General features: G+C 74.6%; 13 protein-coding genes and 1 riboswitch. Of the genes, 5 read left to right on the forward strand and 8 right to left on the reverse strand.

Annotated features, from left to right (window positions below):
• Positions 1–477 precede the first annotated feature (477 nt).
• From CD790_RS20405 to CD790_RS20415, 3 genes are all read right to left on the reverse strand, one after another.
• Complete coding sequence (locus tag CD790_RS20405; protein WP_144384718.1) at positions 478–885, reverse strand: DUF3040 domain-containing protein; 408 nt, start codon at positions 883–885, stop codon at positions 478–480.
• Positions 886–1108: 223 nt separating this feature from the next.
• Entirely contained in the window at positions 1109–1873 is a 765-nt protein-coding gene (locus tag CD790_RS20410) for a methyltransferase (protein WP_144384719.1), read from the reverse strand.
• A gap of 211 nt (positions 1874–2084) precedes the next feature.
• The gene (locus CD790_RS20415; RefSeq protein ID WP_144384720.1) at positions 2085–2594 is read right to left on the reverse strand and encodes an SAV_6107 family HEPN domain-containing protein; all 510 of its coding nucleotides are present in this window, start codon (positions 2592–2594) and stop codon (positions 2085–2087) included.
• A gap of 375 nt (positions 2595–2969) precedes the next feature.
• Here CD790_RS20415 and CD790_RS20420 point away from each other — a divergent pair, with 375 nt between their 5' ends.
• The 4 genes from CD790_RS20420 to CD790_RS20435 all read left to right on the forward strand — a co-directional run bounded on the left by CD790_RS20420 (position 2970) and on the right by CD790_RS20435 (position 8869).
• Entirely contained in the window at positions 2970–3782 is an 813-nt protein-coding gene (locus CD790_RS20420) for an ATP-binding cassette domain-containing protein (RefSeq protein WP_144384824.1), read from the forward strand.
• The gene (locus tag CD790_RS20425; RefSeq protein WP_144384721.1) at positions 3754–6066 is read left to right on the forward strand and encodes a YhgE/Pip domain-containing protein; all 2313 of its coding nucleotides are present in this window, start codon (positions 3754–3756) and stop codon (positions 6064–6066) included. Before CD790_RS20420 ends, CD790_RS20425 begins: the two co-directional genes overlap by 29 nt.
• A 53-nt stretch (positions 6067–6119) precedes the next feature.
• Entirely contained in the window at positions 6120–6746 is a 627-nt protein-coding gene (locus tag CD790_RS20430; protein ID WP_144384722.1) for a TetR/AcrR family transcriptional regulator, read from the forward strand.
• 539 nt (positions 6747–7285) lie between these two features.
• Positions 7286–8869, forward strand: coding sequence for an NAD(P)/FAD-dependent oxidoreductase (locus tag CD790_RS20435; RefSeq protein WP_144384723.1), 1584 nt, complete (start codon positions 7286–7288; stop codon positions 8867–8869).
• 92 nt (positions 8870–8961) lie between these two features.
• Here CD790_RS20435 and CD790_RS20440 read toward each other — a convergent pair whose 3' ends face one another.
• The 5 genes from CD790_RS20440 to CD790_RS20460 form a co-directional block, all read right to left on the reverse strand.
• On the reverse strand, positions 8962–9783 hold the full coding sequence (locus CD790_RS20440; RefSeq protein ID WP_144384724.1) for a hypothetical protein: 822 nt from the start codon (positions 9781–9783) through the stop codon (positions 8962–8964).
• Between the two features lie 37 nt (positions 9784–9820).
• Complete coding sequence (gene metF, locus CD790_RS20445; RefSeq protein ID WP_144384725.1) at positions 9821–10741, reverse strand: methylenetetrahydrofolate reductase [NAD(P)H]; 921 nt, start codon at positions 10739–10741, stop codon at positions 9821–9823.
• 129 nt (positions 10742–10870) lie between these two features.
• Positions 10871–11527, reverse strand: a complete 657-nt coding sequence (gene thiE / locus CD790_RS20450; RefSeq protein WP_144384726.1) for a thiamine phosphate synthase — start codon at positions 11525–11527, stop codon at positions 10871–10873.
• Between the two features lie 68 nt (positions 11528–11595).
• Positions 11596–11961 (reverse strand): Rv2175c family DNA-binding protein, encoded by a 366-nt coding sequence (locus CD790_RS20455; RefSeq protein WP_144384727.1) that lies wholly within the window; start codon positions 11959–11961, stop codon positions 11596–11598.
• An 81-nt stretch (positions 11962–12042) separates the two neighbouring features.
• Entirely contained in the window at positions 12043–13221 is a 1179-nt protein-coding gene (locus CD790_RS20460) for an NAD(P)/FAD-dependent oxidoreductase (RefSeq protein ID WP_260867736.1), read from the reverse strand.
• Between the two features lie 304 nt (positions 13222–13525).
• Positions 13526–13639, forward strand: a riboswitch (TPP riboswitch).
• Here CD790_RS20460 and thiO point away from each other — a divergent pair.
• A complete protein-coding gene (gene thiO, locus CD790_RS20465; RefSeq protein WP_144384728.1) occupies positions 13637–14926 on the forward strand; it encodes a glycine oxidase ThiO in 1290 nt (429 codons plus the stop codon). It overlaps the preceding riboswitch by 3 nt.
• Positions 14927–14933: the final 7 nt, after the last annotated feature.

The raw sequence follows: 14933 nt of genomic DNA on the forward strand, positions 1-14933 counted from the left end.
TCGGGCCGGACGGCCGCCCTGGCGGATCCGACGACCTCCCGACGCGCAACCCGGGGTGTCCCCCGCCGCCCGGTGTCCGCCCGTCGGTGACCGGAGGTGCACGCGTCTGGACGGGCGCGCGCTCGGTCGCGGGGCGTTCCCTGGGCGGCGCTCAGGCGGCGGCGCGGGCGGCCCGGGGCGGGGTGTGCCCGGGGCGGCAGGCGCGCGGGCGCGCACCGACACCGACTAGGGCACGGGCGCCGACGCGGGCGCGGACGTCGACGCAGGCGTAGGAGCCCGACCCGGGCGTAGGAGCCCGACCCGGGCACGGAAGCCCTGGAAGCGGAGCGCAACGTGGGACAGCGGAGCGCGAGATGCCCGCCGCGCGACCGACCGCGCGATCACCACATGCACGCGACGGGCAGGGACGCGGAGGCCGCGTATGCGTGTGGGGCGGGCGCCGGTCGGCGCCCGCCCCACAGGAAACGTCGTGTCGGGTCAGTGACCCTGTTCATCGCGGCGGCGCTGCCACCGCTCCTCGATCCGGTTCATCATCGAACGTCGCTGACGGCCCTGACGACGCCCCGGAACCGCACCGCCCCGCCCGCCGGCGGCGTGCTGCTGCTCACCGGGCTTGGGCGCCTTGCGCCAGCCGGTCACCGCGAGCACGGCACATCCGAGCATGACGAGGAAGCCCACCACGCTGACCCAGATCTGCTGGACAGCGACGCCGACCATGAGGAGCGCGATGCCCACCAGAAAACCCGCGACCGCCTGGTAGACCCGTCGCCGGGTGTACGTGCGCAGGCCGCTGCCCTCAAGCGCTGTGGCGAATTTGGGATCTTCGGCGTACAGCGCTCGCTCCATCTGCTCGAGCATGCGCTGCTCGTGCTCCGAGAGCGGCACGGAGTCCTCCTACTCGTCGGTCGCGGGGGGCGACCGGGGTGCGACCCTTTCAGGATAGGCAGGGAATCGCCCCCATGAAACCCGCCCCTCTGCGCCAATTCACCCACCGCTACCGCCATGGTGGATTCGGCGCTGAGACGTGCATTCCCCACCCGCCGATCCGCCATGCCGGACGGTGTCCCCCGATCATACGGGGCGAAGCCCCTGATCGGGTCGGTCGTCGTCAGTCGCGCTCGGCCAGAACGTGCAGCTGGGTCGCCACGGCGTGGAAGGCGGGGAGCTCGGCGGCGGCCGCCTCCAGCTGAAGCAGGGCCTCCACGGCGCCGGGCTCGGTGTCCACCAGGACACCGGGCACCAGATCGGCGAAGACGCGCACGCCGTGCACCGCGCCGACCTCGAGGCCGGCCTGGGTGACCAGTTCGGTCAGCTGGTCGGCGGTGAAGCGGCGGGGGACGGGGTCGCCGGCGCCCCAGCGCCCGGCCGGGTCGGTCAGGGCGTGCCGGGCCTCGGTGAAGTGCCCGGCGAGCGCGCGGGCGAGCACGGCGCCGCCGAGCCCGGCGGCCAGCAGGCTGAGGGTCCCCTGGGGGCGCAGCGCGGCGACGGCGTTGCCCAGACCCTCGGCCGCGTCGTCGACGTACTCCAGCACGCCGTGGCACAGCACGACGTCGTAGCCCGCGCGGTCGACCACGTCGAAGAGACCGTGGGCGTCGCCCTGAACGCCGCGCACCCGGTCGGCGACGCCGGCCTCGGCGGCGCGGCGCTCCAGCGCGAAGAGCGCGTTGGGGCTCGGGTCGACCACGGTGACCCGGTGTCCCAGGCGGGCGACCGGGACGGCGAAGTTGCCCGTGCCGCCGCCGGTGTCCAGCACGTCGAGGACTCCCCCGGCCGCCGGGTCGGCGGCCTTGACCCGGCGGTCCAGGGCGTCTTTGAGGACCTCCCACACCACGGCGGTACGGAGGGACGCGCGGGGGCGCAGCGGGTCTGACACGGCGGATGGCTCCTCGGCGGTGCCGCCACCGCATGCGGCGGTCGCGGCGATGACTGACGTGACGCCCCCAGCCTATTGCCTTGTCGGAGGGGCGCCGCCGCGCGGGGCGGCGTGCCTCGGCGCGGGCGGCCGCGCGGAGGACGCCCGCCCCGCCGGGGCACGGGCGCCTCACGGCCGATCAGGCGTCCGACGCCGCGCGGTGGGCGGCTGGTTACCGCGGCAGCGTGTGCTGCGGGACCGCGGGCTGCGGCAGCAGCATGCGCTCCACGATCCGCAGGAACAGGGCGACGTCGCGGGCCAGGTCGTCGGCGTCGCGGCAGCTCGCGGCCCCTGGGATGCCCGCTTCCGCGCGGGCGCGGCGCTCGGCTCCGGAGGCGAAGAGGGCACTCCACTCGGTCAGTTCGGGGGCGACTTCGGGCAGCACCTCCCAGGCGCTGCGGATGCGGGCGCGGCGCCGCGCGCTGGGCTCGGGACGGCCGCGCACGGCGAGCACGGCGGCGGCGGTGCGCAGCGCGGCCAGGTGGGCGGCGGCGAAGCGCTCGTTGGCGGTTTCCAGGGTGACGGCCTCCGCCAGCCCCTGATGGGCCTGGGTGAGCAGATCGAGCGCGGCGGTCGGGGCGGTGGCCCGGCGCAGCACGGGGTGGACATCGCTCGCGGGACCGGTCAACGAAGGGGTGGGGCCGGCGGCCCGGTGCCGGCGCGCAGCGGCGGTACCAGCCATGACGAACCTCCTGTCGTCGTGGGGCGGACCCACCGGCTGAGGGCGTGCCCGCCGTCTGCACCCATCGTCGGGCACCCCACTGACAATCCCCTCCGACCTGCACGGATACCGGATCGCACGGGCAACGCGAAGGTCGTCTTCCGAGGCGTGGAGGGGTGCTGCATAATCCTTTTGGACTGACCGGTCAGTGCAAAAACTTGACGCTTCAGCTTCTTCGGCTTCAAGGGAGGTTCTCGCCTCGTGGACAGCACCTCATCAGGCCCGCGGAACGACGCCGCCGAGCGGCGGACCGACAGAGCGCGTGCCGCGACCGCGGCCACCGCCACGGCCGAGCCCACGCCCCACACCCCGGCCGCCGCCCCACCCGCCGTCACCGTGGCCGACGCCGGCGGATCTCCCGGTCGCGCGGCGGGCGGCGCGGCGGTCCTCGCCGAGGGAGTCGGCGTCCGGGGCCCACGCGGGTGGGCCTTCCGCGACGTCCGGGTCGCCGCCGAGCCCGGCTCGTTGATCGCCGTCGCCGGGCCCTCCGGCTCCGGCCGCACCTGCCTGCTGCTCGCCCTCACCGGCCGCATGCGCATCACCGCCGGGCACGCCGAGGTGGCCGGAACGCGGCTGCCGAAGGGCATGTCGGCCGTGCGACGCCTCAGCGCCCTCGCCCACGTCCCCGGGGTCAGCGAGCTGGAACCGGCGTTGACGGTGGCCGAACACCTGCGTGAGCGCGCGCTGCTGGAGCGGCGGTTCACCGGCTCGCCGCTCGCCCTGCTGCGTCCCCGCGCGGAGCGCGCCGCCGAGACCCGGTCCCGGATCGACGCGGCCGTGGCCGCCGCCGGCCTCGACCCGGCCGCACTGCCCAAGGGGCCCCGCACGGCCGTACGGGACCTGGAGCGCTTAGAGGCGCTGCGGCTGTCGGTGGCCCTCGCCCTGATCGGACGCCCCCGGCTGCTGGCCGTCGACGACGTCGACCTCAAGCTCTCGGACGCCGAACGCGACGAGGCTTGGGCCCTGCTGCGCGGCCTCGCCGCCGACGGCACCACCGTGCTCGCCGTGTGCAGCGAGCCGCCCGGCGGGGCACTGGTCGTCCCCACCGGAACGCGCCAGGAGCCCGATCCGGCGCGCGAGTCCGAGTCCGACGGGGAAACGGACGGGGAAGGGGCGGGGGATGCGTTCTCCGAGGCTGGCCGCGCTTGAGCTGAAGCGCTTCGGCAGGGGACGGCTGCCCCGCGCGGCGCTCGTCGCGCTGCTCCTGCTCCCGCTGCTGTACGGCGCGCTCTACCTGTGGTCGTTCTGGGATCCGTACGGCCGGCTGGACAGGTTGCCGGTCGCCCTCGTCAACGCCGACCAGGGCGCCACGGTCAAGGGCGAGCGACTCAGGGCCGGCGACGACATCGCGAGGAAGCTGCTCGACAGCGACACCTTCGAGTGGCACGAGACGAGCGCCGCCGACGCCCGCGCGGGGGTCGAGAACGGCACGTACTACCTGTCGCTGACCATGCCCGCGGACTTCAGCGAGCGAATCGCCTCCAGTTCGGGCGACGACCCGCGGGCGGGCGCGCTCCAGGTGCGGACGAACGACGCCAACAACTACATCGTCGGATCGATCTCCCGGACGGTCTTCTCCGAGGTGCGCGCCGCCGCCTCCGCCAGGACCTCCCGCGGCTTCTACGACAAGATCTTCATCTCCTTCTCCGACATCCACGGCCAGACGGAGAAGGCCGCCAGAAGCGCGGACCGGCTCGGCGAGGGCATCGGCAAGGCCAAGGAGGGCGCGGAGGACCTCACTTCGGGGCTGGCCAAGGCCAAGGAGGGCAGCAGCTCCCTCACATCCGGCCTGACCAGGCTCGACAAGGGCGCCGACACCCTGCACACCGGCGCCAGCGGCGTCGCCCAGGGCACCCAGGCGCTGGCCGACAAGGTCAACGGGATGGCCGAGAAGGCCGGTCCGTTCCTGAAGGAGAACGGCAAGGAGATCGGCGAGATGTCCCGGCTCGTCGCCGACGCGTCCTCGACCGCGTCCCGGAACCTGGACAAGCTCCCGGAGGCCGCGGCGACGGCCGCGACCAAGGCCCGCGAGGCGTCCGACGCGCTGGCCGCCGACTACCGGGAGCGCTGCCCGGTGCGGCCGGCCCCACGGCACCCCGCTCCCACGGACTCGCCCACCCCCACGCCGTCCGAGGAGCCCGGTGCGCCCGAGGACCCTGGGAAGTCCGGTGCGCCCGAGGACCCTGGGAAGTCCGGTGCGCCCGAGGACCCTGGGAAGTCCGGTGCGCCCGAGGGGTCCGGTGAGCCCGGACAGGATGGGCCCGCCCCGTCCGCACCGACCACCGGAGCCCCGACGGGCGGAGCGGAACCGGGGGCCGGGCCCGACTGCGGCGCGCTGAGGAGGTCGGCCGAGGCCGCGGCCACCGCCGCCGACGTGGCCGAGGACCTCGACCGGTTCGTGGAGAACAACGCCGACGGCCTCAGCGCTCTCGGCGGGCACCTGGACGACCTGCACGACAAGGCGCTGCTGCTCGCGCGCAGCGCGCCCCGGCTGAGCTCCGACCTGGACACCGCGGTCGACAACGTCAACGCCCTCAACACCGCGGCCCACAAGGTCGCCCGGGGCGCCGACGGCGTCCACACCGGGGTGAGCACCGCCAAGGAGGGCGCCACCTCCGTCGACAGCGGCGTCGGCACACTGCACGACGGGGCCGACACGCTCGACGGCGGCATCTTCAAGCTCGTCGACGGCTCGGGAAAGCTCTCCGGAAAGCTGCACCAGGGCGCCGCGCGGATCCCCGACCACGACAAGCGGGACCGTCAGGCGCGCAGCGAGGTGATGGCCGATCCGGTGCGGCTCGCCGCCCAGTCGCTGCACAAGGCGCCCAACTACGGCACCGGTTTCGCGCCGTACTTCATCCCGCTCTCGCTGTGGGTCGGCGCGATGGTCGCCTACATGGTGGTCCAGCCGCTGAACCGGCGTGCGCTCGCCACCGGCGCCCCGGCCTGGCGGATCGCGCTCGCCGGCTGGCTGCCGGTCGCCGCGATCGGGGTGGCGCAGGCGGCCGCGCTGATGGCCGTGCTGCACTGGGGCCTGGGTCTACGGCTCGCCCGCGCGGCGGGCACGATCGGTTTCCTGGTGCTGGTCACCGCATGCTTCGCGGCGATCGTGCAGCTGCTCAACGCGCGCTTCGGGCCGGCCGGGCGGATCCTCGTCCTGGCGCTGCTGATGCTCCAGCTGACCTCGGCGGGCGGCACCTACCCGGTGCAAACCAGCCCCGGGTTCTTCACCGCCGTCCACCCCTTCCTACCGATGAGCCACGTGGTGACCGGGCTGCGGCGGCTGATCACGGGTGGCGGGCTCGGACCGGTCTGGCAGGGGTGCGCGGTGCTCCTCGCCTTCACCGTCGGGGCGTTGGTGCTCACGACGCTGTCGGCGCGGCGCGGGCAGGTGTGGTCGGTGGACCGGCTGCACCCCGAGCTGAGCCTGTGACGGGAGACGGGGGCCCGCGCGGGAGAGATCGTTCACCGGGCAGAATCAGCGCCATGGACAGCAGCAGCACGCGCCGTCAGGCCACTCGTCGGAAACTCTTCGACGCGGCGGTCACCCTCATCGCCGAGCAGGGCTTCTCCCGCACCACCGTGGACGAGATCGCCGAGCGGGCCGGGGTGGCCAAGGGCACGGTGTACTACAACTTCGCCAGCAAGACCGTGCTCTTCGAGGAGTTGCTGCGCCATGGGATAGAACTGCTCACGGACTCGCTCCAGCGCGCCGCCGACGAGACCGCCGAGCGAGGCGGCAGCAGGGTGGACGCTCTCGACGCGATGATCCGTGCCGGGCTGTACTTCGTCTCCCGCTACCACGCGCTCACCCAGCTCTACGCGGCCGAGTTGTGGCGCACCAACCGGGCCTGGCAGTCCACGCTGATGGTGGGGCGGCGCAACGCGCTCGCCGTGGTGGAGTCGGTGCTGCGGGAGGCGGTGGCCGAGGGCGAGCTGAGCGACGAGATCGACATCCCGCTGACCGCCTCCGCGCTCTTCGGGATGGTGCTGGTGGCCGCGCTGGACTGGCAGTCGTACCAGCCGCAGCGTTCCATCGACGATGTGCACGCCGCCCTCTCCCGGCTGTTGCAGGGCCGGGTGAGCGGACGTCCGCACCCGGAAGGGGTGTAGGCGCCCCTGTCGAGACATCGACATGGGCACAGGCGTCGACCCGCGCGGACGCGTCGATACGTGTAGCGCGTCGATACGCACAGAGGCGTCGAGGCGTACAGAGGCGTCGACGCACCGACCGCCTCGACGCGGCCGGGTGTCGTCGGGAGAGCGCGCTGTCCCGGTGCGGCTCGGTCCCCCGACCGGCCCGCGCCGGAACAGCGCTCCCCGTACCCCGTTTCCCCCTGTTCCCCCTGTTCCCCCGATATCCCCCGTGCCGTTCGTGAGAGCGTCCTTCGCTCCCGCGGGCGGCGGTCTTCCCCCGGTCGTCCGGGCACCGCGTCGCTCCGCCGCCCCGTGTCGGCGGTGCGGGCGCCGCGCCCTTCCGTGACCACCACTCTTCCGTTCACACGGGTCCCGGCCCATCCGTGCGGCTACTCATCTCGGGACCTAGGTACGGGTACTCAGGCCGCCGTACGCGTCCCCAGCCGCACCCCTCCCGGTCGACGCCGCGCCCCTGCCGGCCGGTGCTGTCGGGGGCGGCGGATAAAGTCGCGGACATGGCACGGATTGCGGTGATCGGCGCTGGGATGGGCGCCATGGCGGCGGCCGCCCGGTTGGCCGTCGCGGGCCACCAGGTGGCGGTGTACGAGCGTGGGAGCGGCCACGGCGGCGGTGTCGGGCGCTTCGCGCGGGACGGCTTCACCTTCGACACCGGGCCGGGGCTGCTGCACCTCCCAGCCGTCTATCGCGACCTGTTCCTCAAAACCGGCAAGGAGTCGCTGGAGAGCCGCGTGGAGCTCCGCCAGGTCGACCCGGCCGGCCGGCACCTGTTCGCCGACGGCACCGATCTGCGGCTGCCCAACGCGTCCCGCGCGGGCGTGGTGCGCGCTCTGGACGAGGCCGTCGGCGCGGGGGCGGGCGAGCGCTGGAGCGACCTGATCAACCGGGCCCGCGAGGCGTGGGACGCCACCCGCCGACCGCTGCTGGAGGAGCCGCTGGCCGCCGACTGGTCCGCGCTCGGCCGGGACCCGTATCCGGCGCCGCCGCGGCGCGGCTGGTTCCGGCGCGGCCGCCAGCGGCCCGGCACGCTCGCCGAGGTCGCCTCGCGCGAGCTGCGGGACGCGCGACTGACCGCGCTGCTGGAGAGCCACGCGCTGGCGTACAGCCTCGATCCGCGCACCGCGCCCGCCGGCGCCACGGTGCTGCCCTACCTGGAGCAGACCTTCGGCAGCTGGTACGTGGGCGGCGGGCTGCGGGCGCTGGCGGACGCGCTCTACGAGCGCTGCCGGGCACGGCGGGTCGAGTTCCACTTCGACGCCGACGTCACCTCGATCCTGGAGAAGGACGGGCGAGCGGCGGGCCTGACCCTGGCCGACGGCACGACCGTGGCGGCCGACTCGGTGGTCGCGGGAGTCTCCCCCATGGCGCTGCGGGCGCTGCTGGGCGACTCGTCGCCCTGGCGGGACGGCGACGTCCTGCCGCCCGCCGCCGGGACGGGCCGGGGCGCGGGCACGTCGTCCGCCGGCCGGCTCACCGTCTTCCTGGCACTGCGCGGCGGTCGGGACGCCGACGCCGCCCACCGGACCGTGGTGCACGCCGCCGACCGCGCGGCCGAACTGGCGTCGATCTTCGGCACCGGAGCGGGCGGGGACGGCACCGGGCGGCGGCCCGAGCCGTGCGTCGCACGGCCCACGGTGACGGTGCTGCGCCCCGACGACCCCGCCACTCGCCCCGACGACGACCACGAGGCCGTCACCCTCACCGCCACGGTGGCCCCGCACGGCGCGCGGGGGCCGGTCGACTGGTCGCGGCCCGGCGTGGCCTCGGCCGCCGCGGACCGGCTGGTCGCGGCCGCCGAGGCGGCGATCCCCGGGCTGCGGGAGCGGGTGCTGTGGCGCGAGGAGCGCACGCCGCGCGACACCGCGGCGGACACCGGGGTCCCGGACGGCTCGGTCCCGAGTCCCGCGCTGGCGGGCGGGGACGGCCGCTTCCTCCGGCCCGGCAACCTCACCCGGCTGCCGGGGCTCTACCTGGCCGGCGGCTGGGCCCACCCCGGGGGCGGGCTGGCACACGCCGGGATGTCCGGGGCGCTGGTCGCCGGGCTGCTGGTGGAAGGGGCGGACTGGCGGGGCTCCCAGTAGCGGTACCGGGCGCCGAGCACGTCACCGGGGCCTGGTCGTCGGGGTGCGCCGACGACCAGGCCCCGGTGTCTCGGTGACGCGGCCGCGCGCTCTCAGTAGCGGTACTGCTCGCCGTAGCCCGTGCCCTGTTCCGGCTGGTACGGGTAGGGCGGCTGGTTTCCGTCGCGCTGCTGGGGGACCCAGACGTCGTCCGGGTCGTAGCTCGCCTCGGCGGCGTAGTGGTCGTCGACGCCCGCGCCGTACTGCTGCTGGCCGTAGCCGGCGTAGGGCTGCTGCCCGTACGGCTCGTACGCCTGCTGGGCGGGCTGCTGCACGGGCTGCTGGGCGTTGCCGTACGGGTCGGGGTAGGCGTCCGCGTACCCCTCGGCGCCGTAGCCGTACTGGCCGGCGTCGTAGCCCTCCTGCTGCTGGTAGCCGCCGCCGTAGGGCTGGTACCCGCCGTAGGCGGCCCCCTCGTCCCCGTACGGGGCCTGGGCGGGCTCCTGCTGCTTGTACGCCGCGTAGCCGCCGGTGTCCTCGTCGGGCAGCGGCTCCGGGTGGTACATGGGAGGCGTCGGCTGCTCGGCCAGCGGCCCCGCCTGGAGGTCGGAGACCTCCAGGGTGGGCTCCGCGACCGGGGTCGCCTGGCGCCGCTTGCTGCCGCCACCGCCGGTGGAGCGTCGGCCGGCGACCGCCCAACCGGAGGCGAAGCCGCTCCGGAAGGAGAGCGTGACGTAGGTCTGGCCCACGGCGAAGGCGGCGGCGCCCACGCCGATCACCGGCACGGACGGGATGAGCACCCCGGCCACCACGCCCAGGAAGCCGAAGAAGGCGAGCAGCCGCCAGCGCAGCCGCGCCTTGTACTGCAGCAGCACCTCACCGAGCAGCCACAGCGCCACGACGCCGAACGCGATGTAGAGGACCGTCCAGCCCATCCACGCCCCTCTCGTACGGCCGCTCGTGTCGACCGCGTCACCCGGACCGCTGGTGCAGTCCGAGATTCTCGTAGATTTCCAGAGTCGCCGTGGAGTGGTTCAGGGTGATGAAGTGCAGCCCGGGGACCTCCTCGGCCATCAACCGCGCGCACAGCTTCGTGGCGTAGTCGATTCCGATTGAGCGTACAGCCGCGGGATCGTCCTGCACCGCGAGGATCCGCTCTGCCAGGTCCGGAGGGAAGGCGGCGTTGCTGAGCTGGGCGAATCGCTCGATCTGCCGGACGTTGGTGACGGGCATGATCTCGGGGATGATCGGGGTGTCGCAGCCGGCCGCCGCGACCCGGTCGCGCAGCCGCAGATAGTCCTCCGCGTAGAAGAACATCTGCGTGATCGCGAAGTCGGCGCCCGCGCGGCACTTGTCGACGAAGTGCCGGACGTCGGTCTCCCAGTCCGTGGAGCGCGGGTGCATCTCGGGGAAGGCCGCGACCCCGACGCAGAAGTCGCCCGACTCCTTGATCAGCTGAACGAGCTCCGCGGCGTAGCGCACCCCTTCCGGGTGGCGCACCCACTCGCCCATCGGGTCGCCGGGCGGGTCGCCCCGCACGGCCAGCATGTTCCTGATCCCCGCGTCGGCGTACTGGCCGATGATGTTGCGCAGTTCGGCGACGGAGTGGTTGACGGCCGTGAGGTGGGCGACCGGGGTGAGCGTGGTGTCGGTCGCGATGCGCTCGGTGGCGCGCACCGTGCCGTCGCGAGAGGAGCCGCCCGCTCCGTAGGTCACGGAGACGAAGGTGGGTGAGACCGCCTCGATCCGGCGAATGGCGTTCCAGAGGGTCCGCTCGCCCTTCTCGGTCTTCGGCGCGGCGAACTCGAACGAATAAGACTGCTCACCGGAGGCGAGCAGGTCGCGCACCGTCCGGGCGCGATCTGTCCTGGTCGAAGCTGTCCCAAGAGCCATACCGGCAGGTTAGCCAGCGGTATGGTGCAGGCCCAGCAGACGTGGGTGATATGTACCTTTTATCGGGCTCGTGTCCACACTTCGGACACACTGCCGTTACGAAGCCGATCAGAGCGCCGCGCGGGGCGGTCAGGCCGCGCGGATCCGCTTGGCCAGTTCGGCCGCGGCCGCTCCGGGGTCCTCCGCCTCGGTGACGGCCCGCACCACGACGACCCGGCGGGCACCCGCGGCGAGCACCTCGTCCAGGTTCGAGGCGTCGATGCCGCCGATGGCGAACCAGGGACGCTCGGGCGCCAGCGCGGCCGTGTGGCGCACCAGGGAGAGCCCGGGGGCCGGGCGGCCCGGCTTGGTGGGGGTGGGCCAGCAGGGGCCGGTGCAGAAGTAGTCCACGCCGGGCTCGGCGATGGCGGCGGCCACCTCGGCCTCGGCATGCGTGGAGCGCCCGACGAGGACGGATTCGCCGAGGATCGCGCGGGCCGCGGGGACCGGCAGATCGCCCTGGCCCAGGTGCAGCACGTCGGAGCCGATGGCGTGCGCCACGTCCGCGCGGTCGTTGACCGCGAGCAGCTTGCCGTGCCGGCGGCAGGCGTCCGCGAAGGCCGCGAGGTGGTCGAGCTCCTCGCCCGCCTCCATGCCCTTGTCGCGCAGCTGGATGATGTCGACCCCGCCGGCGAGCACCGCGTCCAGGAACTCCGGCAGGTCGCCCTGGCGGGTGCGGGCGTCGGTGCACAGGTACAGCCGGGCGTCCGCGAGCTGCCGGCGTGCGGTGGCGGCATCGATGGCCATGGGTGCTTCCCCCGAGGTCGGCGGCGTACGGGCCGTCCGCGGCCCGTACGCCGTTGCGGTTCACTGGATCAGACGGCGAGCGCCTGGGCGCGGCGCTTCACCTCCGTGCCGCGATTCTCGCGCAGCGCCTGCGCGGGGGTGCCGGGCAGGGTGTCATCGGCCGTGAACAGCCACTCGAGCATCTCCTCGTCGGTGAAGCCGTCGTCCCGCAGCAGCGTCAGGGTGCCCACCAGCCCCTTGACGACCTTCCCGTCGCCGATGAAGTCGGCGGGGACCATCAGCACTCGGTTCTCGCCGCGGCGCACGGCGATCAGCTGGCCCTCCTTGATCAGCTGGCGGACGCGGGTCACCTCGACCCCGAGCCGCTCCGCGATCTCGGGAACGTTGAGCCAGGCGGGCACGAGAGCATCGATCTTGGTGTCAATCTCGGTCACGGGAACAAGCCTGCCATCCGGGACTGGCACTCGGCGAACGCTCCGCCTCCCGGGGAGTCACGGCGCGGCGCGGCGCGGGGGTCACAGGACCGCCGACTTCAGCGCCACGGACGGGTCCACCGCGGCGGTGCGGTCGATCGCCGCGCCGCTCTCGATGAGCTTGCGGCCCTGGGCCAGATCGCGCGGGCGCCCCACCGCCAGCAGAGCCACCAGCACGCCCTCCCGGAGCCAGAGCACCGTCCACGCGGCGCCGGAGGGGTCGCCGCGCCACAGCATCTCGTCGGCGCCGCCGTGGTCGCCCGCGTACTGCACGAAGCGGCCGAACTGCTCGGACCAGAAGTACGGCACGGGGTCGTAGGCCAGACCGGCGAAGCGCGGCTGCTGGAAGCCGACCAGGTTGGCGGCGACCGTGCGCGGTCCCTGGAGGGCGTTGTCCCAGTGGTGCACCAGCAGCCGTCGCCCGTAGCGGGCCGAGGGGAACGAGGCGCAGTCGCCGACCGCGTAGACGTCCGGGGCGGAGGCCCGCAGCCGCTCGTCCGCCTTGACCGAGCCGTCCGCCGCCAGCTCCACGCCCGAGCCCTTCAGCCAGCCGGTGGCGGGACGGGCGCCGATGCCGACGACCACCGCGTCGGCCGGCAGCCGCCGCCCGTCGGTCAGCCGCACCCCGCCCTCCTCGACCGCCGCCACGTGCGCGCCGGTGACCAGCTCGGCCCCGCTGTCCAGGTACCAGCCCGCCATGAAGACCGCGACCTCCGGCGGCAGCGCCCCGGCCAGCGGCAGCTCGGCGGCCTCGACGACGGTGACCGTGCACCCCGCCTCCCGCGCGGCGGTGGCGAACTCAGCGCCGATCCAGCCCGCCCCGACCACCACGATGTCGTGCCGGTTGGCCAGCACCGGGCGCAGCCGCTCGGCGTCGTCCAGGGTGCGCAGCAGGTGCACCCCGGGCAGGTCGGCGCTGCCCGGCAGGGCGATCGGCTCGGCGCCGGTGGCGATCACCAGGTGGTCGTAGTGGAGCGGACCGGTCGCGGTGTCGACCCGGTGTTCCTCCGGGTGCACGCCGGTGACCTCGCGCCCCAGCTGGAGCTCGACGCCGAGCCCGGCGAAGTCCACGTCGTAGGCGGAGCCCTCGGCGGTGCCCAGCAGCACCGCCTTGGACAGCGGCGGCCGGTCGTACGGCGGGTGCGGCTCGGCGCCGATCAGCGTGATGGCGCCCGGCCAGCCCTCCTCGCGCAGCGCCACGGCGGTCTGCACGCCGGCCATCCCGGCGCCCACGATCACCACCCGCTGCCCGCTCAGGGAGCCGGCCGCTCCGCTTCCGCTCCGCGCGCCGGCCTCGGGTCCGGTCTCCGGCGGGGTGACCGGAGGGGTCTTGTCGTCCGTCCGCGCGCCAGGCCGGGCGCGCTCGCTCAGCTGCTCACTCACCTGATCACTGTAGGTCGCTTCGCGCGGGGCGCCGAGGCATTGCGCGCGGGGACCGCGCCGGGACCGACGGCGCGCCGTCGGCTCCCCGCCGTCCGGGCTCGCCCTTCCGGCCCATTCGGACGGCGTACTAGGGTGGCGGACCAAGAGCACTCGCGGGAGCCCGGACGCACCGGGCTGAGAGGGAGGCTGAGGCGGCCTCCGACCGTACGAACCTGATCCGGGTCATGCCGGCGAAGGGAGGGGCTGACAGCCCATGCACGCTACGGGCGAACCGTACGACGTCCTGGTCGTCGGGGGCGGAGTCATCGGTCTGGGAGTGGCCTGGCGGGCCGCCCAGCGGGGACTGCGCACCGCGGTGGCCGACCCGACCCCCGGCGGCGGCGCCGCCCAGGTGGCGGCCGGGATGCTCGCCGCCGTGTCGGAACTGCACTACGGCGAGGAGACGCTGCTCGACCTGAACCTCGACTCCGCGCGGCGCTACCCGGCCTTCGCCGCCGAGCTGGCGGAGGTCTCCGGCCAGGACATCGGCTACCGCGCGTGCGGCACGCTCGCCGTCGCGCTCGACTCCGACGACCGCGCGCACCTGCGCGAACTGCACGCGCTCCAGCAGCGCTGCGGGCTGGACTCGCAGTGGCTGTCGGGGCGCGAGTGCCGCCGGCTGGAGCCGATGCTGGCGCCGGGCGTCCGCGGCGGACTGCGCGTGGACGGCGACCACCAGGTCGACCCGCGGCGCCTGACCGCGGCCCTGTCGACCGTCTGCGAGCGGGCCGGGGTGGTCTTCCACCGCTCCCGCGCGGAGCACGTCACACTGCGCGGCGACCGCGCGGGAGGGGCCGAGCTGGCCGACGGCTCCCGGGTCGACGCCGACCAGACGGTGCTGGCGGCCGGCAGCCACAGCGGCCGACTCGGCGGCCTGCCCGCGGGCGTGCTGCCCCCGGTGCGCCCGGTGAAGGGGCAGATCCTGCGGCTGCGGGTGCCGGAGCCGTACGCCCCGTTCCTGTCCCGGACGGTGCGGGCGGTGGTGCGTGGCGGACAGGTCTATCTCGTCCCGCGCGAGAACGGCGAACTGGTCCTCGGCGCGACCACGGAGGAGCTGGGCTGGGACACCACCGTCACCGCGGGCGGCGTCTACGAACTGCTCCGCGACGCCCACGAGCTCATCCCCGGCATCACCGAACTCCCGCTCGTCGAGACGCGCGCGGGGCTGCGCCCCGGCTCCCCCGACAACGCGCCACTCCTGGGCCCCACCGCGCTGCCGGGCCTGCTCCTGGCCACCGGCCACCACCGCAACGGGGTGCTGCTCACCCCGGTCACCGGCGACATCCTGGCCGAGGTGCTGACCGGCGGAGAGCTCCCCGCGCGGGCCCGCCCCTTCTCCCCCGAGCGCTTCACGGGCTCCGCGCGGGCCGCGGTCCCCGAAGCCCCGGGGTCTTCGGGCAAGCCGGCGCCCGCCGTGCCGCCCGCACCCCACGCCGCGCACCCCGCGCGGTCCACGACCACTCCCCCGCCCTCCCCCTCGGCACTCCAGGAGCAGCCCGCATGACCGCGTC

The sequence above is a fragment of the Streptomyces sp. SAJ15 genome, assembly GCF_007595705.1.
In the GTDB taxonomy this organism is placed as follows: domain Bacteria; phylum Actinomycetota; class Actinomycetes; order Streptomycetales; family Streptomycetaceae; genus Streptomyces.

What these genes read in the sequence shown, in the direction of transcription:
- CD790_RS20415 (WP_144384720.1), bottom strand. Translation starts at nt 2,594, where the DNA reads ATGGCTGGTACCGCCGCTGCGCGCCGGCACCGGGCCGCCGGCCCCACC.
- CD790_RS20425 (WP_144384721.1), top strand. Translation starts at nt 3,754, where the DNA reads ATGCGTTCTCCGAGGCTGGCCGCGCTTGAGCTGAAGCGCTTCGGCAGG.
- CD790_RS20430 (WP_144384722.1), top strand. Translation starts at nt 6,120, where the DNA reads ATGGACAGCAGCAGCACGCGCCGTCAGGCCACTCGTCGGAAACTCTTC.
- CD790_RS20435 (WP_144384723.1), top strand. Translation starts at nt 7,286, where the DNA reads ATGGCACGGATTGCGGTGATCGGCGCTGGGATGGGCGCCATGGCGGCG.
- CD790_RS20440 (WP_144384724.1), bottom strand. Translation starts at nt 9,783, where the DNA reads ATGGGCTGGACGGTCCTCTACATCGCGTTCGGCGTCGTGGCGCTGTGG.
- metF (WP_144384725.1), bottom strand. Translation starts at nt 10,741, where the DNA reads ATGGCTCTTGGGACAGCTTCGACCAGGACAGATCGCGCCCGGACGGTG.
- thiE (WP_144384726.1), bottom strand. Translation starts at nt 11,527, where the DNA reads ATGGCCATCGATGCCGCCACCGCACGCCGGCAGCTCGCGGACGCCCGG.
- CD790_RS20460 (WP_260867736.1), bottom strand. Translation starts at nt 13,221, where the DNA reads ATGGCCGGCGTGCAGACCGCCGTGGCGCTGCGCGAGGAGGGCTGGCCG.
- thiO (WP_144384728.1), top strand. Translation starts at nt 13,637, where the DNA reads ATGCACGCTACGGGCGAACCGTACGACGTCCTGGTCGTCGGGGGCGGA.